This is a genomic window from Streptomyces sp. NPDC050422, from assembly GCF_044458665.1.
GTDB lineage: Bacteria > Actinomycetota > Actinomycetes > Streptomycetales > Streptomycetaceae > Streptomyces.
This window is the reverse complement of the sequence record NZ_JBITIE010000020.1, coordinates 25757-45237: the sequence shown is the minus strand read 5'-3', so window position 1 is coordinate 45237 and position 19481 is coordinate 25757. Positions and strand designations below refer to the sequence as shown.

Here is a 19481-nt window from a genome sequence, read left to right as displayed (position 1 = left end):
CCCGTTCGGGGCCACAACTCTGGGTGTAGCCCCCACACCTTTGGGTGGGGGCGATTTCCGGGGGGCGGGGGGCGCCCCCCCCCCCCCCCGGCGGGGGGGGCCCCCCCGGGCCGCCGCGCGGACCGGCTACCCGGCCGTGCGCTTGCCGTGCACCGTCGCGTAGCCCGGCGCCGCGTTCTGCCTGCCCGCGACGCCTCCCAGCACGGTGCCCTGGTTGACCAGCTCGACCGAGTCGGGTCCGACGCCCGTCTGCTCGGCGGTGATCGCCAGCGCGACGGTGTTCTCGCCCTGCGCCTTCAGGAAGCCGGATGGGATGACGAACTCCTTCTGCGGACCGACGTTGTTGACGTACTGACCGGTGTTCCAGCCGTTGACGAAGATCTGGACGCGGTACTTGTCCGCCTTCGCGCTGTCGTCGCCGATCCGCAGACCGACCGCCGTGTCCGCACCCTTCGGCAGGTTCAGTCGGGCCGTGGTGCGGTACCACTGCACGCCCGGGCGTGCGCTCTTGAGCGCGCCGGTCTGCTCCCAGGACGTGTCCGGTGCGCCCGGCAGGTGCCAGCCCATGCGCTCCCCGTACAGACCTCCGTTGTTGTAGAGACCGCGTGCGGTGTCCTTGGGCTCCGGTCCGCCGAGGGCGCCCTGGATCCGCCAGTCGGCCTTGCCCGCTCCGGCGATGTCGACGTCGGCCAGGCCGCGACCGCCCTTGGACCGGCCGTCGGAACTCCAGTCCTCGTACTGGCCCATGTTCCGTACGAGGACCGCCAGTACGGCGGGCTTGCCCGGCTCGACGAGCCCCGCCGGGACCGTGTGGGTGGCAGTTCCGTCGCCCTGGGCGCCGAGGTAGCGACCGTTCAGCCAGACGAGGGCGTGGCCGGCGGTGCCGGTCTTCACCGTGACCTCGACCGTGCTTCCGGCGGTGGCCGGCGTGTAGTGGCCGCGGTACCAGGTATCGCCCTCGTGGAACCCGTACTCGTCCGTGTCCAGTACGACGCCGGAGACCGCCCCGGGCCCGTGGCGCGGATTGTCGGCCGTGGTCCGGTCCGCCTTCGTCCAGCCCGAGTCGTCGAACGCTGCCGTGCGTTCGGGATCGGACCCGGCGGTGCGCCAGGAGTCCAGGTCCGGCAGCGACACGTCCGCCGGACCGGGCAGATCGGCGACGAGCGCCCCTGCCGCGTCGCGGCTCGTCGGCAGCGGGCGGTTGTTCCAGGTGAGGGTGTTCACGCCGGTGGGCGCGAAGACCCTCAGCCGCCCGGTCGTCCGGGTGTCACCGGTCAGATCGAGGCGGGCGCCCGTGACACGGGCCGTGCGGGCGAGCTCCGGCCCGAGGACCAGCACCTCGCTGCTCCCGGCGTCGAGCTGCCAGGTGTCCGCGACGGCCCCCCGGTCGGAGATCACGACCGTGAGTGCGGCACGGCCACCGCCCGAGACGCGCACCGTCCGGGTGCCGCCGTGCTCGTAGTTGATCCGCAGGTCCCCCCGCTGCGGGTCCCAGGTGGACTCCACCGGAGCTCCGTCCAGGGTGGTGACCTCCGGCTTCTCCGCGTAGCGCAGTACGGTCTCGCCGTCCGTGCCCTTCGCACCGTCGAGGACGAGCAGAGCGCGTCCCGCGTTCAGCTGGGTGAGCACCTGCGAAGTGGAGTAGACGAGCCGGTGCGGCCCGAAGGCGTAGTCCGCGACGAGGGTCGTGGCATCACGGCCGTCCACGGTGATCGCGGTGTCCGGCTTCTGGGGGACGCGGGGGTATGCCGCGTCCCCGACGGGCTTCGTGGTCGGCGTGGTGTCGATGGCGTCGACGGAGACGAACGTTCCCTGCGAGGCGGCCGTGCCCTTCTCGCCGGTGACGACGATCTTGAGCGTGTGGGAGCCCGCGCCGAGGTCGTCCGCCTCGTACAGCACGCGCTGGAAGGCGGGAGACGCGGCGTAGCTGTCGATCGTCGCCTTCTTGACGCCGTCGACGTAGACGTCGGCGGTGCCGTGATTGGAGGAGTCCGGCCCGATCCAGCGCACGGTCGGACCGTCGAAGGTGGCCTCGACGCTGTCCCCGGCCACGGAGGAGAACGTCTCGTCGTCCTTGTGGTCCCCGCCCGTCCACGACTGGCCGGTGGCGTGCTCCCAGGAACCGGTGAACTTCAGCGTACCGGTGTCCGAGTCGTTCCAGCGGTACGAGGCGGCCTCCGGCGGAGCGGGCGGGTCGGCCAGGTCCAAGGAGAAGGTGACGCGGCTGGTCGTGGTGTCGTTCGAATCGGGGTGGCGCAGCGTGATCAGCCGCGTGCCGTTGCCCGAGACGGAGGTGTCGCCCGCCTTCTCGGTGGACAGGCGCTGCTGGGCCTTGACGGGGCCGCCGCCCGTGACGGTGACCGGCGGGGCGGTGACGGCCTGGGCGGAGGCGATCGGCCTCACGGCGTTCTGCAGGTAGCCGAATTCCTTCTGTACGGCGAGATTCGGGGTGATCGCGCGGTTCTCGGAGATCGCCGCCCCGTAGTCGTAGGAAGTGAATCCGGAGCCGGGGTCGCCGGTCCAGCCCCAGTTGGTACCGCCGTACTCCATGTAGGAGTTGAACAGGGTGGCACCGTTGGCGAGGTTGTTCACGGCGAACTGGCGGGTGAACGCGGCGTCCGTGAACTTCGCGCAGTCGCTCGTCTGGAAGTCGCGGCCCCAGGCGGTGAACGCACCGCCCTGCCCCTCGGCGACGAAGACGGGGGTCTGGGGCGAGTAGCCGCGGACCCGTGACTCGTAGTCGCTCAACTTCCCCCGGCCGCCCGCGCAGTCGAAGCCCAGCGGATAGGTGTCGAAGGCGTAGAGGTCGAGCTTCGAGCCACCCGGACCGCCGGGCACGTTCCAGCCGTGACCGTTGCCGTAGTCGTTGTGGAACAGCGGGACGGTGATGCCCTGTTCGACGACGGCGCTCTGCAACTTCTCGATGTAGTCGATGTGCTTGGCCGAGTTGTCGATCTGTTCGTTCTCGACCTGGTAGGCGAGGACGCTGCCGCCGCCGTCGGTGATCTGGTGCTTGCCGATGATGCCGTTGACGGCCTTCAGCCACTCCAGGTCCGCCGCCAGGTTCTGCGGGTCGGAGGTGCGCTGCTCGCCCTTGTGCGTGCTCATGTACGGCGGCAGGCCGCCCATGCTCACTTCGGCGTTGATGTACGGGCCGGGACGGGCGATGACGTAGAGGCCCTCCTCTTCGGCCATGGTGAGGAGCCGGTCGATGTCACGGACGCCACTGAAGTCGTACGAGCCGGGCTCGCTGGAGTGGAAGCCCCAGAAGAAGTACAGCGACACGGTGTTGAAGCCCGACGCCTTGAGCTTCTGCAGGACGTCGCGCCACTGGTCGGGGCTCGGCAGCCGCCAGTAGTGGAACTCTCCGGACCACACGACCAGCCGCTCGCCGTCGATCCTGAGTGACTTCTCGTCCCGGGTGACCGTGTGGGGGCGGCCGTCGTTGCCGGCGAATCGGTGGGTGACCGCCGCGGCGGCAGGGGTTCCCGCCGCCGGCCTCGCGGTGTGCGCGGAGACCGGGAGCGGTGCGGCGAGGGTCAGCACGAGGCCGGTGGCCAGGCCGCCGACGACGGCACGGCGCCGCCGGATGCCCGGCCGGTGGGGGTGGTTCGTCATGAACGCCCTTTCGCTGGTGCGCTGATGGTGCGGTTCATCCGTCGCACGGGACCGGACGGACCGGCCCTGTGCGACGCGGACCCTTAGCGGGCAGGGGATTCCCGGCTACTGGATGCGGCCGGCGGCCTGCGCGAGGAACGTGTCGAGCACGCCGTCACCGACCTTGGGCCGGACGCTGCCCCACGAGTTGCGCGGCGGGTCCACCCGCACGGCGCGTGCCTGGTCCTGAAGCCCCTGCGAGGCGGCGAGCAGGCGTGCGGCCGTGCCCTTGTCCCCCGCACTCCAGGCGTCGAGCGCGTCCAGCATCGTCACGGCTGCACTGCCCCACAGCGCGGTGGCGTTCAGCCAGGGCGCGGAGTCGGTGACGAATCCGGGCTGGACGGCACCGCCGCGGATGACCTCGGGAGCGTTCCTGATGGCGTTGGCGTACTGGCGCAGTTCAGCGAGTGCGCCGGTCCGGTCGCCGGAGTCCCAGGAGGTCCAGAACGCCGCTGTACGGCGCGCGAGTTCGGGGGCCTGGGGCTGCCAGGGCGTGGCGCCGAAGGTGGGTGCCATGTGCTCGAGGTCGCCGAGGACGAGCAGGGCATCGGTCGCCGCCCGGTCGCCTCCCGCGAGGTAGGACATGGCGCGGTGCCACTCGGCGCGTGCGTCGTAGGCCGTGTCGTTCCAGGCGAAGCCCGCCGCTCCGAAGACGGCGACCTTGCTGGCGTAGGGCTGGTTCATGGGGTTCGCCACGATGCCGGTGAGGTGTGTGGACAGGCCGGCCTGACGCTTGTCGTACGGTGCGAGGAGCAGCCGCCCGCTGGTGTTCCCGTAGTCGTTGACGGGGTAGTTGTCCCAGACGAACACCTTGCGCCCGAACAGCTTCGCCGCCGCTTCGGCCTGCTCGTTGGAGATGCTCGGCGGCACGACGTCGGTGCCGGTCCACATCACCTCGATCGCGGGGTCCAGCGTGGCGCGCAGGGTCTGCTTGTAGGCGGTGTCGGTCAGGTCGCCGTACTCGGTCGGGACCATCTGCAGCGGCTGTGCGCCGGGGTGGGTGGCGATGAAGTCGTGCTGCACCTCGTTGAGCAGGTCGACCTGCGCCTCGGCGGCCGCCTCGCGGCCGGGTTCGCCGAACTTCGCCCGGTCACCCTCGCAGTTCCAGCGGGTGTAGCTGATGTCGTCCAGCGGGATGGAGAAGGCCCGTGTGCCCAGGTCGTACATGGCCTGGAGCTTGTCGTCGAGGTCCTTGCGGTGGGCCGCGTCGGAGTAGCAGATGGACTCGCCCGGGGAGACGGCGAAGGTGAACCGGACGTGGTTGGCGGTGGCCCGCTGCACCAGTTCGCCGAGTTCGGAGAGCTTGTCGGCGGGGTAGGGCTCGCGCCACTTGCCGCGGTGGTAGGGGTCGTCCTTGGGCGCGTAGATGTAGGTGTTGGCCTTCACGTCGCCGTAGAAGTCCATCTGGTCGAGCCGCTCGGTGTGCGTCCACGGCTGCCCGTAGAAGCCCTCGATGGTGCCGCGCAGCGGCATGGAGGGGAAGTCGGTGGCCTGCGCGCCGGCCACCTTCCAGCCGTCGCCGGCACGCGTGAACAGCTGGCGCAGTGTCTGCACGGCGTAGAACTGTCCGGCGGCGTCCGTGCCGCCGAGGGCCGCCGACCTGCCGGACCCGGAGACCCGCAGGGCGTAGCCCTCGGCGTGATCGGGAGCCTTCGTGGTGCCGAGTGCGCGGCCGATGTCCGGGCGGGTGGAGGAACCGAGCCGCACGGTGAGCAGGCCGGCGGCGGCCGGTGGCACGTGACCGGGCGTCACGACGTCGACCCGGCGGGCGCCGTGCGCCTTGAGCTCGGCGACGAGGCGGTCGAGGGCGGCGGAGTCCGTCGCGTCGTCGGCGACGACGAGAACCCGGCCGGTGACGGTGGCGTCGGAGCCGGAGCGGCTGATGGACTGCGGGGCGGGTGAGACCGGTGGGAGGGCGCCGGCGCCGGCGCCGGCCGGACCGGCAGGTCGGGCGGCGCCGGCGGGAGATGCCAGGCACATTACGGCGGTTGCCGTGGCCAGCAGGCAGGCGAGCGTGGTCACATCGCGACGTCGCACAGAGTCTCCAAGTGGTCTAAACCAGCGAAGTGTTCAGGAGAATCCCGCACCGAGGCGAGGCCGTCAAGGACTTTCGTTCGATCCTGTTTGGTCTAGACGTTTAATAATGTTGAATACCGGGCGGTCAGTGGGCAGACCGGCCGACCGGATCCGCCGGCCCGGGGCCGCGGATCCGGTCGACCCGCCGCGCAGGTCAGCGGATGTCGGCCGCTACCTCCGAAGGGACCAGCCGCGTCCCGTCGGCCAGCCGGAAGTCCAGCGTGATCCGGCCCGTGCCGGGCGCCGCGCCCGCGGTGGCGCGCACGGCCACCCGCTGGACCCCGCCCCGCGTTCCGCGCACCCTCAGCGTGCCCTTGGCCGGCTCCACGAGGACACCGTCGGGAGCGGTGGCCGACCAGTGGACGGTGTGGCCGGTGAAGTCGACGTCCTGGGCCTCCACATCGAGGGCCACGGAGTCACCGGCCGGTTCGAGCACCAGGAGGCCCGGGTTGCCGAAGCCCGCCGCCGGGCTCGCGTAGGTGTCGACGACCCCCTGCCGGATCTGCGCGTCGTCGTACGGTGCCTGGCCCTGCGGGCCGTTCCACCGCCACCAGGCCTGCATGTTGGTCAGGCAGACGCCGGTGAACCGGTTGCGGTGCACGAGCGTCCGGTACTCCCGGCGGGCGGTGTCGAGTTCGGCGCTGCCCGCCGGCGCCAGTCCGACCCTCATGTCGGCCAGGGCGATGTCGAGGTTGCGGATCAGCCGGTCGAGCAGTGTACGGGGCGCCGCCCCGGTCACCTGCCCGGTGGCTTCCTGGAGGGCCGCGCGGGCCTGGGTGTAGTTCGTGGTGAGTACGGCGGGACCGTGGGTGTCCGGGTCGAAGCGCGTCAGGTCGTAGTAACGCCCCATCGCGGCCGCCGCCCCGGCGCCGAAGCGGGCCTGGAGGTACCCGTCGAGGAACGCGCCGGCGTCCAGGGTGCTGTCCCAGGCCAGCGCGGCGAACAGGTTCTGGACCTGTTCGTACGTGATCCAGTCGCCCGGCTCGCTGTACATCCCGTAGCCGTTGATGCCGAGCCCCGACTCGAAGCCGACGTCACCCGCGATGGTGGCGAGCGGGTGCACCGGCAGGCTGCGCCAGCGATAGCGCCGGTAGTACTCGTACATCGCGAGCGGGCCCCGGTGGGTGGTGCGCCAGGCGCGCAAGTTGTTCGCGAAGGAGACGTTCGCGCCGATCGCGGGGTCGCCGAGGTGGCCGTCGTAGTTCCGGGAGTACGGGGCGAAGTCCACGATGACCTCGGGGTCGCTCGCGTACTCCGGATCGGGCGGCCGCACGGTGGAGGCGTACGCGATCCGTTCGACCCGGACCCCGGGCAGCTCCTCGCGCAGCACCCGGACCAGTTCGTTGACGACCACCGACTCCGCGTTGGCGGGGCTGCCGTAGCGGTCGAGGATCGGCTTCTGGAAGGCGCCGACGTCCGGCGGCCAGCAGTCGAAGACCGTGATCTCCGGACGCTCCCGGAGGAAGGCGAGGACCTTGGCCACGTACGCGTCCAGGGCCTCGGGGTTGTAGATGTCGAAGAGCGGCCCGCCGGACGCGTAGAACTGCGGGTAGTCGGCCTTCGGCAGGAAGCTGTCGTATCCGTGACCGCCGGTCTCGATGCGCAGGGAGCGCTTGCCGGCTTCGCGGACCAGTACCTCCCGCACGCCGTCGTACGTGGTGACGCCGAGGCCCAGGTAGTCGGTCGGGTAGACGAACGTGTTGAGCCGGTTCTTCGCCATCCAGTCGAGCAGCGGCGGCAGGCTCTTCGCGGTGTGACTGAAGCCCTCCTCGGCGTACTGCCGCCGCAACTGCGAGCCCGGCCGGTCGGTGAGGCGCACGGCGGGGAGCGCGAGGGTGCGGCTCTTCGGTACGTACTCGTGGTGACCCTCGTACGCGGGGAAGGCCGGGGCGAAGAAGCGCACGCCGGCCCGTTCCAGGAGGGCGTAGACGGCGTACAGCGGCGCCCGGTCGCCCTGGCCGGTCAGCAGGAGGCAGGTGTCGTCGCCGAGCAGGGTGAAGGAGTCCTCGGGGGCGCCGGCGAGTTCCCGGCCGGCGTCCGCGAGCCGGGCCTCGGGTATGCCGTCCCGTCCGCCGGTCCCCGCGTTCAGGGCCACCAGGCCCGTGACGCCCTCGGGCAGGGCGGCGCCGGGGTCGGGGACGGCGCGCAGCGGGAGGCGGGCGCCGGTGATCCGGTGGAGGTAGTCGCGCAGTTCGGTGGCGGCGAACTCGGCGCTGCCGCCGCCCCACCAGAGCACGGTGGCGCCGGCCCGGCCGCCGGACGCCACCTTGAGCGGGGCGCCCGCCGGCCGTGCCGCGGCTGCCGCGGCGTCCGTGGCGGTGATCCCCGGCAGGAGGGCCGCGCCGGCCAGGCCGGCCGCTCCCACGAGGAATCCGCGCCGTCTCACGGCACTCGATGCGGTGGTGTGGTCGTCGAGCGAGGCGTCGTTCATGAGCGGTCCGCCTTTCCGGCTGCGGCGTAGAGGTCGCCGAGGTAGTAGTCCGAGGCCTTGCCCGGCTCGGGGAGCTTCCCCATCCGGTTGAAGACGCCGGCCAGTTCGTCGAACCAGCCGTCGACCGTGCCGTCCTGGGTGAGCTTGGTGAGCTCGGCCGAGGGCAGGATCTTCACGTACTCGGTGGAGCCCTTGAGCTGACCGGCCGGCAGCTTCAGGAAGTCGGCTGCCACGGTCTCCGACTCCTCGGGATGCGCCGCGATCCAGTCACCGGCCTCCTTGAGTACCCCGGTCACCTTCTTGACGAGCTCCGGGTTGCCGGAGGCCAGCTTCGGCTGGGTGACGAAGACGTTGGGGAAGGTCAGCTTGGGGTAGTAGTCCTGCGTCTCGCTGATCTCCTTCAGATCGGGCACCTTCTTCTTCATCGTGTCGATGAGCGGGTACCAGGTGGCGGCCGCGTCGACCTGCCCCGAGGAGAACGCCGTGACGACGGTCGAGGCGTCCATGGCGACCTTCGTGACGTCGTCCGGCTTCAGACCGGCCTCGTTCAGCGCGAGGTTGAGGATCATGTCGCCGGAGGTGCCTTCGGCTACGGCGATCTTCTTGCCCTTGAGGTCGGCGGGCTTCTCGATGCCGGATCCGGGCCGGGCGATGACCCGGTCGGCGAGGCCCAGCATGTTGACGGAGACGATGGAGGCGCGGCCGGAAGCGGGCAGCCACAGTGCGCCGGGGCCGAGGTAGCCGAAGTCCAGACTGCCGGTTCCCAGAGCCGTGACCTGGAGCGGCCCGTTGGTGAAGACCCTCAGGTCGGGGGTGAGGCCGGCCTTCTTCCACAGCCCCTGCTTCTGGGCGACGGCCAGCGCGACGGAACCGCTGTAGTCGGCGATGTAACCGAATTTCACCTTCTGCGATCCGCCGGCGGCGTCGTCGGAGGAGTCGTCGCCACAGGCGGTGGCGGTGGTGGAGAGGAGCGCCAGGGCCAGGAGCAGGCCGGCGGTTCGGCGGCGGACGGCAGGGAGCGACTTCATGACACCATTCCTTCGAGCGGGGCAGGCTGGTGGTGGACGGCGTGCCACACCTGGGCGCGCAGTTCGGCGAACTCGGACGACAGCCGCTGTTCCTCGGTACGCGGATAGGGCAGCGTGACCGGGATGACGGTGTGGATGCGGCCGGGGCGGGCCGCCATGACGACGACGCGGTTGGCGAGGAAGACCGCCTCGTCGACGTCGTGGGTGATGAACATGACGGTGCGCCGGTCGCGGCCCCAGGTGTCGAGGAGCGACTCCTGCATCCGGACCCGGGTGAGGGAGTCGAGCGCGCCGAAGGGCTCGTCCATGAGCAGGACCTTGGGATCCACGGCGTAGGCGCGGGCGATGGCGCAGCGCTGTTTCATGCCGCCGGACAGGGTCTTGGGCAGGGCGTCGGCGAAGTCGGTGAGGCCGACGAGTTCGATGACCTCGCGGGCGCGGCGCCGGCGCTCCGCCTTTTTGACACCGGCCACCTTGAGTCCGTACTCGACGTTGGCGGCGACGGTCATCCAGGGGAAGAGGGCGTACTGCTGGAAGATGACGCCTCGTTCGGGGGCGGGGCCGTGGACGGGGACGCCGTCCACGGTGACTTCGCCGCCGGTCGCGTCGAGGAGTCCGGCGGCGATGTTCATCAGGGTGCTCTTGCCGCAGCCGGAGGGGCCGACGACGGTGACGAACTCGCCGTCCTCGATGTCCAGGCTCACCCGGTCCAGTGCCAGGAAGTCGCCGTCCTTGACCGCGAAGTCCCGGGTCACGTCATGGAATTGGATAGTGGGCATGGTTACCGCCGTTCCTGCCAGTGGGTGAGCCGGCGCTCGGCGACGAGCAGCAGCCGGTCCATGGCGAGTCCGATCGCACCGATCGCGATGAGCTGGACGAAGATGGTCGGCAGGTCGTAGTAGAGCTGTGCCTGCTGCATCCGGAAGCCCAGTCCGCCCTGGGCCGCGATGAGTTCGGCGGCCACGACGGTCGCCCAGGAGGCGCCGAGCCCGATCCGCATGCCGACCAGGATGAACGGGGTGGAGGCCGGCACCACGACGCCGAGGAAGACCTGCGGGTCACGGGCGCCGAGCACCCGGGCCGCGTTGACGAGGGTGACGTCGACGGAGACGACCCCCTGGAAGGTGGAGACGACGGAGGACAGGAACGACGCGAGGAAGATCACGAAGATCTTGGGGGTCTCGTCGATGCCCATGAGGACGATGGCGAGCGGGATGATCGCGAGCGGCGGCACCATGCGGAAGAACTGCAGCCACGGTTCGATCAGTCTGCGGACGACGGGGTACCAGCCCATGAGGAAGCCGACGGGGATCGCCAGGGCGACTCCGAGGACATAGCCGATGAGGACGCGTTTCAGGCTGGCGCCCGCGTCTTCGAAGAGCGTGCCGTCGGCGATGAGTTCACCCGCCCTGCGGGCCACGGCGACGGGGCCGGGGAAGCCCTCGATGCCGCTGTTCGCGAGGACGACCCAGACGAGCAGTCCCAGCGCGGCGGAGGCGAGGCCGAGCAGGACCGCGGTGAGCCGGCCCGTTCCCCGCGCCTTCTTCCTGACACTCCGCGCGCTCTTCGGGGCCGCGTTCCGCAAGCCTCCCCCGGGAGGTTTCGTCCGGTGTTCCTCAGGAGCTTCGGTCGATGCCTTCATGCCACTTCCTCCGCGACGCCGTCGACGTCAGCGGCCCGGTCGCCGCCGATGTCGGCCATGTAGCTCATCCAGGTGTAGGCCGGGTCGCCGCGACGCAGCAGCTCGCGGTAGAGCCGCACGGTGAGGTCGCGCCGGACCGCCGCGTAGGCGGGGGCCTCGTACACGTTGTGCAGTTCGTGCGGGTCGGTCTCCAGGTCGTACAGCTCGTGCACGCTCTCCGGGTTGTGCACGAGCTTGTGACGCCGGTCGCGGAGCATGCGCTGGGAGTACGGGAAGTGGTGGCCGTGGAACTCGGCGACGATCTCGTCCCGGGTGTCGCCGGAGTCGGCCCCGTGCAGCAGGGGCAGCAGGCTGGTGCCGTCGCACAGCTCGGGCACGGGCGCCCCGGCCAGTTCGAGAATGGTCGGATTGAGGTCGACGAGGGAGGCGAAGTCGTCGCTGACCTGCGCGGGGGCGCCGGGGACGCGGGCGATGCCGGGGATGTTGTAGATGTCCTCGTACATCGCCGGGCCCTTGTCGTTGAGCCGGTGGGCGCCGGTGAACTCGCCGTGGTCGGCGGTGAAGAAGACCGCCGTGTCGTCCCACAGGCCGTGTCCCTTGAGCGCCTCGATCAGCCGGCCGGCCTGGTGGTCGATCATCGTGACGTAGCCCCAGTAGACGGCGATGAGCTTGCGCCAGGCGGCGGCGTCGAAGTCGTCCGCGGACCAGTAGGCGCTGTACTGGCGCTGCACCTCCGGCTTTCCGGCGAAGGTCTCCGCCATCGACGCGGGCAGGGGCACGTCGTCGGGGTCGTACAGGTCGTAGTAGCTGTCGGGGATCAGGTAGGGCAGGTGCGGGCCGTACCAGTGGCAGGACAGCATGAACGGGGTGCCGTTCGCCTTCCAGTCGGCGGCGTAGCGGTCGAGCAGGCCGATCGTGCGGTCGGTGAGGAAGGCCTCGATGGTGGCTTCGGCGGGCTGCTGGAGCCGGCCCGCGATGAGGTGGCCACGGCCGGTGCCGTTGGCGGCGGTCCCGAAGACGGGCTCGCTCACCGCGAAGGGCGGGAAGCCGTTGTCCTCCAGCCACTTCTCGTACGAGGGGTGGTGTACGGGGTTGAGCGCGCCGGGCAGGTGCTCGCCGTCCAGGCCGTAGAACTCGGGGCCGCGCTCGCGGCCGATGTGCCACTTGCCGACGTGGCCCACCGAGTAGCCCTGGTCCTTCAGCTGGCCCCAGAGCATGGGGTCCTCGTCGGAGAGCTCGTCCTTGCTCCCGCCGTTGCGCTCGGGGTTGTTCAGCATGCCGTGGCGGAACGGGTGCAGGCCGGTGGCCAGCGAGGCGCGGGCCGGGGTGCAGATCGCCGTCGGGGTGTAGAAGCGGTCGAAGCGGGTCCCCTCGGCCGCCAGGGCGTCCAGGGCGGGGGTGTCGACGAGTGGGTTGCCGTAACAGCCCAGGGTGTCCACCCGGTGCTGGTCGGTCATCAGGAACAGGACGTTGCGCGGAGCCACTCGGGCCGCCCTTTCGGTGGTCACTCACTGTGCTGCCGGGGAGCCGGCCGGCACGCGTTCCGGCAGTGCCTCGACGCGTGCCGGTGCAGGCAATTGACCGGAACTGTAGGGACGGTGACTTTTTTACGTCAACCCTTGGGAATAAACATTGTGTGAATTCGTCCGGGCCGTTGACAGAAACCCCTTGACCGATCGACCATGCGTCCATGACGGAACGCACCGATGCCCTCCAACGCCTGCGCAGAGCCAACGAAGCCGCCGTGCTCGGCGAACTGCGCCGGTCGGGCGCGCTGAGCCGCGGTGAGCTGAAGGCACGGGTCGGTCTCTCCCGCACCACGCTGTTCGCGATCGTGTCCGATCTGCTGGAACGCAAGGCCGTCATCGAACAGCAGGCACCGGACCCCGAGCAGCCCCGCGGCCGCGGCAGGCCCGCCCTGGAGATCTCGCTCAACTCCCGGGGTGCCGAGCTGATCGGCATCGATCTCCAGCGCCACCACATCCATGTGGTCGTGGCCAACTGCGCCCATGAGATCGTCGGCCGCCACAGCGCCCCCGTCCCCGCGGACAGCGGCGCGGCCGAACGCGCCGCGCAGGCGATCCGTGCCGTCGAGGACCTGGTGCGGCGCGAGAACATCAGCCTCGCCCCCGTCGCGGGCATCGGTCTCGGCCTTCCCGGCTTCGTGCAGAACCCTGCCTCCGGCAACCCGCGCACCATGACGCCGTTCGCCGGCCATGTCGCCGAGGAGCTGGGCCGGCACTTCGACGCCCCCGTGCTCACCGACAACAACTCCCGGCTCGCGGCTCTCGCCGAGGTGACCTGGGGAGCGGCGCGCGGGATCGAGAACGCCGTCTACCTGCGCTGGTCGGAGGGGGTCGGTGGCGGGCTCGTCGTCAACGGCGCGCTGGTGCACGGCGCCCACGGCACCGCAGGGGAGATCGGCCACACCAGCTGCGACCCCGAGGGGAAACCCTGCCACTGCGGTGGCCGGGGCTGTCTGGAGGGGATCATCTCCGTCCCCGCACTGCTCGCCGCCTGCGCCGATCGCGGAGTGAGGGCGGCGGACGCGGCGGAGCTGATCGCACTGGCCGCCGGGGGCCAGCCGGAGACGGCCGCGGTGATCCGGGCCGCGGCCGTCGTCGCCGGGCGGGTGCTCGCGGCGCTCGCCGCCCAGCTCGATCCCGAGTGCATCGTCGTCTACGGGGAACCGGCGTCCCTCGACGCCCTCGTCCTCACACCGATCCGGGAACAGCTGGCCGCGCTCTCCCTGCCGTCGGCCCCCCGCACCATCGAGGTACGCGGCTCCACGCTCGGCGGCGACGCGGCAGCGCTCGGCGGGGTGGCCCTGCTCCTGCGCACCACCGGCCAGGACCTGGCGGAGCTTCTGGACCCGGGAGCATCGCAGTGAACGCCTGCTGCGGGCCGGCCCGCGAGAGCGCCGCGACGGCAGCCACGACCACCCTTTCCGCTCCCCCGGCGGACTTCGCCGTACCCGAGCGCCGCCCCGCCGAGCTGCTGCGCGGCATGGTGGCGGTGCCCGGCGGTCCGTTCCTGATGGGCGGCGAGGACGAGGACGCGTTCCCGGCCGACGGCGAGGGGCCGGTACGGGAGGTGAATCTCGCCCCGTTCCACATCGACGCGGCCTGTGTCACCAACGCCCGCTTCGCGGTGTTCGTCAAGGCCACCGGCTATCGCACCGAGGCCGAACTCATCGGCTGGTCCTATGTGTTCGGCTCCTTCGTCCCGCAGGAGGCCCGGCACGCCGTACTGCCGGGCACGGTACCCGGCGCCCCGTGGTGGCGCGCGGTGACCGGCGCTCACTGGCGCGCCCCCGAGGGCCCGGGCACCTCGGTCGGCGACCGCCGCGACCACCCGGTGGTCCACATGTCGTGGAACGACGCGTCGGCGTACGCCCGCTGGGCGGGCAAGCGGCTGCCGACCGAGGCCGAGTGGGAGAAGGCAGCCCGCGGCGGCCTCGTCCGGGCGCGCTTCCCGTGGGGCGACGAGCTGACCCCGAACGGCAGGCACCGCTGCAACATCTGGCAGGGCGACTTCCCCGTACGCAACACGCGCGAGGACGGCTTCGTGGGCACCGCGCCCGCCAAGGCGTACGCCCCCAACGGGTTCGGCCTGTACAACACTTCGGGCAACGTGTGGGAGTGGTGCGCCGACCGGTTCAGCGCCGACTGGCACGCCGAAGCCCGGCCGGAGACCCGCTCGGACCCGGCCGGGCCGCCGCACGGCGAGAGCCGGGTGCTGCGCGGCGGCTCGTACCTGTGCCACCGCTCGTACTGCAACCGCTACCGGATCGCCGCGCGTACCTCCAACACCCCTGACAGCACGACCGGACACGGCGGCTTCCGCTGTGCTCTCACCGTCAGGCCCCGGTGACCGAGACCTTCGTGAACGGCAGCACCAGCCGGGAGGGGTGCGCGGCGTCGCGGTAGATCTTGTGCGTGACGGGACGACCCACCGGCAGGTGGAAGGCGTCCGGCGGCAGCAGCGCGTTGTGCTCGTCGGCCAGTGGCTCGGCGTTGGAGAGCTCCGCGACCAGCTTGTGGCCCGGCAGGAACGTCGCCCCGAACGGGTAGACGCGCAGCACGTACTCCTCGATCCTCCCCGGCTCGACCGGCACCGCGCGGGTGTGCGGGTGGTGGGGGTCGCCCTCCGTGGTGCGCTCCTCGTCGAGCTCGCGATGCGAGGCCTTGAGGTAGGCGGACGTGATCAGCTGCCGATTGCCGTTCGGGGCCTCGTCCCACAGACGCAGGATGAAGTTCGTGTCGGGCTGGTCGATCTCGACGAAGAGGTGCGCCGCGCCCTGACCGATCATCTCGGTGGGCTCGGTGAACGGGTCGGTGCTCCAGCTGAGGATCTCCACCTTGTCGGTCACCGTCAGCGGAGCCTGGTAGAAACCGTCCGGGGCGGCGTACTCGGCGCCCATGAGCTCGGGCTCGCAGGAGAGTTTGCGGCGCGGGCGCAGGTAGAGCGGCTTGTGCTCCACGTCCTTCGGCGGCCACTGCGTGCCGGTGACGGTCGCGCGCGATCCCTCGACGTGGACGCTGACGGCGGGCTCGTCCATGATGCCGTTGTCGACACCCTTCAGCCAGTACTCGTACCAGCGGAACATCTTGTCGTGCTCCTCGACGAAGGGGCGCGACTGCATCGGCGGGTAGGGGCCGATGTCGAGCTTCTTCGGGCCCTTCAGCGCGTGGTAGAGCTCGATGGTGCCGTCCATCGTCCAGCCGCGGCCCTGGTCGATCTGGAGCCACACCGGGATGTCGATCTGCGGCGCGAGCGTGATCGGGTTGCGCTCCTCGTACCACTCGCCGTCGACGTCGTTCATCACGATGTCGAACCATGCCTCGTGGTTCTTCGGGTAGTTCAGTACGTGGACCAGGTTGGGCCAGGCGGCCACGTCCGGGTCCTGGAGCCGCTCGGCGACGCGCTCCTTGATCTCCTCTGGCGAGAACGTCTCCAGCATCCGGGACTTGACGCCGTCGGTGAAGGCCCAGCCGGAGTCGCCGCCACGGCCCTCACGGGCGGCGCGCGGCATGAACCACATGACGCCGCCGTGGTAGGTCGTCTCGTAGAAGTCGTAGTGGCCGCCGCTGACGAAGATCGCCTTGAGGCTCGGCGGCCGCTCGGCGGCAGCCAGCACCTGCATCGAGCCGAAGTAGGAGATGCCGATCATCCCGACGTTGCCGTCGCACCACGGCTGCGCCGCGACCCACTCGATGAAGTCGTACGCGTCCTGGCCGAGCGAGACGCCGCCGGCGTTGTAGTTGCCGATGTGCTCACCCTCGGAGGCTCCGGAGCCGCGCAGGTCGCCGATGACATGGACGTAGTCCTCCTGGACGACGCGCGCGATGTCACCGGCCTCGATGCAGCCGTCCCACATCGGGCTGGGCCGCCGCTGCGGCGGCGTGGTGAGGGCGAGGACCTGCAGCTCCTTGCCGTACGGGCTGAGCGCCACGAGCGCCGGACGCGGCTTGTCGTCGACGCCGCTGTAGGTGTCGGCGGCGAGCACGACACCGTCGCGCATGGGCACGCGGAGATCCTTGCGGACGGAGATCTTCTGCCCGCCCGCCTGAATCGTCTGGAAGTCGGTCATGAGTGCGAAGCTCCTGTGCTACGAGTTCTGGTGGTGCTGCGTGCGGTAGCCGTGCATCGAGGTGAAGAACGGGGACGGTTCGAGCGCGGGGTCGCCGGTGTAGCCGAGTTCCTCGGCGGCGGGGGCGAACGGGGAGTACGGCGAGTCCGTCTCCCGCAGGCCGGCCTCCAGGCAGCCGCAGGCGGCGGCGCCGACCCGGCCCTCGGCTTCGAGGCTCTGGGTGAGGGCCTCCTGTGCCTGCGCGGCGTCGAGCTCGACGCCGTAGGGGGTGCCGTCGGCGCGGCGGTACGGGTGCCCGAGGTACAGGTGCTCCGGGCGGAGCTCGTCCCGCACGTACTCCAGGCCGGCGCGGTAGGCCGCCGGGTGCGTGTACCCGGGGAAGCCGTTGGCGGCCCCGTGGACCTGCACGGCGTCGCCGACGAACACCGAGCGCTGCCCGTCGAGGGCGTAGGCGACCGATCCGGGGGTGTGGCCCGGGATCGCGTGAACGGAGACGGTGACGTCGCCGCCGAGGGAGAGGGTCTCCCCGCCGTTGACGAGCAGGGAGGGCTCCATCTCGCCGGAGATGACGGCCTGGGTGGCGGCCGCGACCTTCGCCTCGCCCTCGGGGTCGCCCAGGTACCGGCCCCGGCCCGCGAGGTACTCCTCCACGTGGGCCCGCCGCGAGCGGAGCATCGGTGCGTCGGACTCGTGGATCACCACCTGCGCGCGGCGGCCGGTGAGCTCCCACAGGGCGTGCGCCCCGCCGATGTGGTCGATGTGACCGTGGGTCAGCAGGATCCAGCGCACGTCCTCGATGCGCCGGCCGATCGCCTCCAGGGCGGGAGCCATCCCCTCGGCCGGGGAGGAGGCGATCCCCGTGTCGACGATGGCCGGCTCGGGTGCGTCGATGAAGAAGCTGTAGAGGCCGAACCGGCCCCACGGCGAGAACAGGGGATGGACGTTGACTGCGTGCGACATGGTCTTCTCTTTCCGGGCGTACGTGGGGCTGGGCGGCCGGGTCAGTGCCGGTCGAGGAACGCGCGCGTCTCGTCGAACACCCGGTGGTACTCCGGGATCCAGGAGAAGTGCTGGACGAACCCGTGGCCCGCGCCCTCGTACCGGCTCACCGTCGCGTCCACGCCTGCCTCCCGCAGCCGCAGCCCGTAGAGCTCGCCCTCGTCGCGCAGCGGGTCGTGCTCCGCGGTGACGACGAGGGCCGGCGGCAGGCCGGTAAGGTCCGACCGCTTGAGCGGCGAGACGAGCGGGTCCGCGGGGTCGGCGCCACTGTCGAGGTAGAAGGCGTTGAAGGGCTTCAGACCGGCCGTCTCCATGCCGTAGCCCACGGCGTTCTCGCGCAGCGATGCGTAGCGGTCGACATCGAAGTCCAGGTCGAGGGAGGGGTAGTAGAGGATCTGGTGCGTGATCCGGTGGAAGCCGTCGTCGTGGGCCCTGGCCGCGACCGCGGCGACGAAGGTGCCGCCGGAACTGTCGCCTGCGAGGGCGAGGGTCGTGCCGTCCCAGGCGAGGCTCTCACCCTCCTCGGCGGCCCAGCGCACGACCGCGTAGCAGTCGTCGAGGCCGGCGGGGAAGGCCGCCTCGGGCGCCAGGCGGTAGCCGACGGAGATGACCTCGAGTCCGGTCTCCTTCGCCAGCGAACGCGCGACGTGGTCGTGCGTGTCCAGGCTGCCGAGGAAGAACGCCCCGCCGTGGAGGTAGACGAGTACGCCGTAGCTGTCGGCCTCGGCGGGCGTGTAGATCCGAACCGGCACCTCACCCGATGCGGTCCGAGCGGTGATGTCGTCGACCGCGTGGAGCGGCAGGCGCTCGTCGAGGGGCGGGACGTGCACCTCGTCACCGGCGCGCATGGCGACGGGGTCGAGCGGGCCCGGGGCATGGGCCGGCAGGCCGGCGATGAACTTGGCGATCTCGGGATGCAACGTCATGGCGTCAGTCCTTCGCGCCGGCGGACGCGGGCTTCTGCCCGGGGAAGACCTCGTCGATCTCGTCCTCGGTCCAGCCCTGACGCGAGACCGCCTGCAGCTTGTCGGTCACCGGCTTGCGGGTGACCTGGAACAGGGCCAGCGCCTCCTTGACGGAGTCCGCCTCGCGCAGGGCGTCCGCGAGCGCGCCCGCGTCCTCGACGGCCGAGTTCGCCCCCTGGCCCTGGTGGTGCAGCATCGAGTGCGCGGCGTCGCCCATCAGCACGACGGAGTCCGAGTGCCACGTGTCGATCGAGTCGATGTCGTAGACGGCGCGGATGTTCACGGTGTCCATGTCGAGGTCGCGCGTGATGTTCACGAGGCGCTCGTCGAAGCCCTCCACCGTCGCCAGGAGTTCCTCCTTGCTGACCTCCGGCGCCCAGGTACCGTCCGGGCACAGGGCGGTGATGTCGAACGACACCTGGTTGCGGTGGCGCAGCGGCAGCAGATAGATCTTCGTGCCGCGGCCGATGTACATCCGGAGGTTGTCGTCGACGACCAGCCCGTGGGCGTCGTCGGCGGAGATGACGGCGCGGTAGGCGTGCTCGCCGGAGAAGACCGGCTCCTTGTCGCTGAACAGCTCCCGGCGGACGACCGACTTGATGCCGTCGGCGCCGATGACCAGGTCGGCCTCGACGCTCGCACCGTTGGCGAAGGTGAGGACGGCCCCGTCGCCCTTGTCCTGGATGGTCTCCAGCTTGTGGCCGAGGTGCACCATGCCCTCGGGCAGCACGCCGAGGAGGGCGTCGATGAAGTCGCCGCGGTGGATGAGGTGGGTGTGGGTCTGCTCGCCGGCGGGCGGCCACGCCTCCTTCATGATCGGGCCGCCGGTGGGCGTGAGGATCTCGAAGAATTCGCTCGGCGAGGTCACCTTCGCGATCGCGTCGAAGATCCCCCACTCGCGGAACCGGTTCATCGTGGAGGGCCGCAGACCGATGCCTGCGCCGGCCTCCCGGATCTGGTTGGCCTGCTCGTAGACGTTGACGTCCGCGCCGAGCAGGCTCAGGGCCTTGGCCGCCGCGGCACCGCCGTACCCGGCTCCGACGATGGCGATCTTGAGGTTCTTGAGGTCTGAGAGCTGCATGGTGGTTCT

At 70.8% G+C, this 19481-nt stretch carries 13 protein-coding genes; 2 read left to right on the top strand and 11 right to left on the bottom strand.

Annotation, left to right across the window (positions count from 1 at the left end):
* Positions 1 to 126 precede the first annotated feature (126 nt).
* The 7 genes from ACIBJG_RS29115 to ACIBJG_RS29085 form a co-directional block, all read right to left on the bottom strand.
* The gene (locus ACIBJG_RS29115) at positions 127 to 3618 is read right to left on the bottom strand and encodes a beta-galactosidase (RefSeq protein ID WP_399311888.1); all 3492 of its coding nucleotides are present in this window, start codon (positions 3616 to 3618) and stop codon (positions 127 to 129) included.
* A gap of 105 nt (positions 3619 to 3723) precedes the next feature.
* Positions 3724 to 5637: a beta-N-acetylglucosaminidase domain-containing protein gene (locus tag ACIBJG_RS29110; protein WP_399312127.1), complete on the bottom strand. Its 1914-nt coding sequence runs from the start codon at positions 5635 to 5637 to the stop codon at positions 3724 to 3726.
* Positions 5638 to 5887: 250 nt separating this feature from the next.
* Complete coding sequence (locus ACIBJG_RS29105) at positions 5888 to 8164, bottom strand: DUF4838 domain-containing protein (protein ID WP_399311886.1); 2277 nt, start codon at positions 8162 to 8164, stop codon at positions 5888 to 5890.
* On the bottom strand, positions 8161 to 9192 hold the full coding sequence (locus tag ACIBJG_RS29100) for an aliphatic sulfonate ABC transporter substrate-binding protein (protein ID WP_399311884.1): 1032 nt from the start codon (positions 9190 to 9192) through the stop codon (positions 8161 to 8163). The genes ACIBJG_RS29105 and ACIBJG_RS29100 overlap by 4 nt, the downstream gene beginning before the upstream one ends.
* On the bottom strand, positions 9189 to 9971 hold the full coding sequence (locus ACIBJG_RS29095; RefSeq protein ID WP_399311883.1) for an ABC transporter ATP-binding protein: 783 nt from the start codon (positions 9969 to 9971) through the stop codon (positions 9189 to 9191). The genes ACIBJG_RS29100 and ACIBJG_RS29095 overlap by 4 nt, the downstream gene beginning before the upstream one ends.
* A gap of 2 nt (positions 9972 to 9973) precedes the next feature.
* Positions 9974 to 10834, bottom strand: coding sequence for an ABC transporter permease (locus ACIBJG_RS29090; RefSeq protein ID WP_399311881.1), 861 nt, complete (start codon positions 10832 to 10834; stop codon positions 9974 to 9976).
* Entirely contained in the window at positions 10831 to 12318 is a 1488-nt protein-coding gene (locus ACIBJG_RS29085; protein ID WP_399311879.1) for a sulfatase-like hydrolase/transferase, read from the bottom strand. The genes ACIBJG_RS29090 and ACIBJG_RS29085 overlap by 4 nt, the downstream gene beginning before the upstream one ends.
* 206 nt (positions 12319 to 12524) lie before the next feature.
* Between ACIBJG_RS29085 and ACIBJG_RS29080 the strand changes: the two genes are divergently transcribed.
* A complete protein-coding gene (locus tag ACIBJG_RS29080) occupies positions 12525 to 13724 on the top strand; it encodes an ROK family protein (RefSeq protein WP_399311877.1) in 1200 nt (399 codons plus the stop codon).
* Entirely contained in the window at positions 13721 to 14707 is a 987-nt protein-coding gene (locus ACIBJG_RS29075; RefSeq protein WP_399311875.1) for a formylglycine-generating enzyme family protein, read from the top strand. The genes ACIBJG_RS29080 and ACIBJG_RS29075 overlap by 4 nt, the downstream gene beginning before the upstream one ends.
* Here the strand turns inward: ACIBJG_RS29075 and ACIBJG_RS29070 are convergent.
* From ACIBJG_RS29070 to ACIBJG_RS29055, 4 genes are read right to left on the bottom strand one after another with little or no spacing between them, the layout of a single operon-like run.
* Positions 14694 to 16427, bottom strand: a complete 1734-nt coding sequence (locus tag ACIBJG_RS29070; protein WP_399311873.1) for a CocE/NonD family hydrolase — start codon at positions 16425 to 16427, stop codon at positions 14694 to 14696. The two genes, ACIBJG_RS29075 and ACIBJG_RS29070, sit on opposite strands and share 14 nt — an antisense overlap.
* Before the next feature lie 18 nt (positions 16428 to 16445).
* A complete protein-coding gene (locus ACIBJG_RS29065) occupies positions 16446 to 17387 on the bottom strand; it encodes an MBL fold metallo-hydrolase (RefSeq protein ID WP_399311872.1) in 942 nt (313 codons plus the stop codon).
* 41 nt (positions 17388 to 17428) lie between these two features.
* Positions 17429 to 18352 carry an alpha/beta hydrolase gene (locus ACIBJG_RS29060; protein ID WP_399311870.1) on the bottom strand — a complete coding sequence of 308 codons (924 nt, stop codon included), beginning with the start codon at positions 18350 to 18352 and terminating at the stop codon, positions 17429 to 17431.
* A gap of 4 nt (positions 18353 to 18356) precedes the next feature.
* Complete coding sequence (locus ACIBJG_RS29055; protein WP_399311868.1) at positions 18357 to 19472, bottom strand: FAD-dependent monooxygenase; 1116 nt, start codon at positions 19470 to 19472, stop codon at positions 18357 to 18359.
* Between the last annotated feature and the right edge of the window lie 9 nt (positions 19473 to 19481).

Bases quoted from the DNA above. Each gene is read 5' to 3' on its own strand.
- ACIBJG_RS29115 (WP_399311888.1), bottom strand. From the start codon at position 3,618: ATGACGAACCACCCCCACCGGCCGGGCATCCGGCGGCGCCGTGCCGTC.
- ACIBJG_RS29110 (WP_399312127.1), bottom strand. From the start codon at position 5,637: ATGTGCCTGGCATCTCCCGCCGGCGCCGCCCGACCTGCCGGTCCGGCC.
- ACIBJG_RS29100 (WP_399311884.1), bottom strand. From the start codon at position 9,192: ATGAAGTCGCTCCCTGCCGTCCGCCGCCGAACCGCCGGCCTGCTCCTG.
- ACIBJG_RS29070 (WP_399311873.1), bottom strand. From the start codon at position 16,427: ATGACCGACTTCCAGACGATTCAGGCGGGCGGGCAGAAGATCTCCGTC.
- ACIBJG_RS29060 (WP_399311870.1), bottom strand. From the start codon at position 18,352: ATGACGTTGCATCCCGAGATCGCCAAGTTCATCGCCGGCCTGCCGGCC.
- ACIBJG_RS29105 (WP_399311886.1), bottom strand. From the start codon at position 8,164: ATGAACGACGCCTCGCTCGACGACCACACCACCGCATCGAGTGCCGTG.
- ACIBJG_RS29065 (WP_399311872.1), bottom strand. From the start codon at position 17,387: ATGTCGCACGCAGTCAACGTCCATCCCCTGTTCTCGCCGTGGGGCCGG.
- ACIBJG_RS29090 (WP_399311881.1), bottom strand. From the start codon at position 10,834: ATGAAGGCATCGACCGAAGCTCCTGAGGAACACCGGACGAAACCTCCC.
- ACIBJG_RS29055 (WP_399311868.1), bottom strand. From the start codon at position 19,472: ATGCAGCTCTCAGACCTCAAGAACCTCAAGATCGCCATCGTCGGAGCC.
- ACIBJG_RS29080 (WP_399311877.1), top strand. From the start codon at position 12,525: ATGACGGAACGCACCGATGCCCTCCAACGCCTGCGCAGAGCCAACGAA.
- ACIBJG_RS29095 (WP_399311883.1), bottom strand. From the start codon at position 9,971: ATGCCCACTATCCAATTCCATGACGTGACCCGGGACTTCGCGGTCAAG.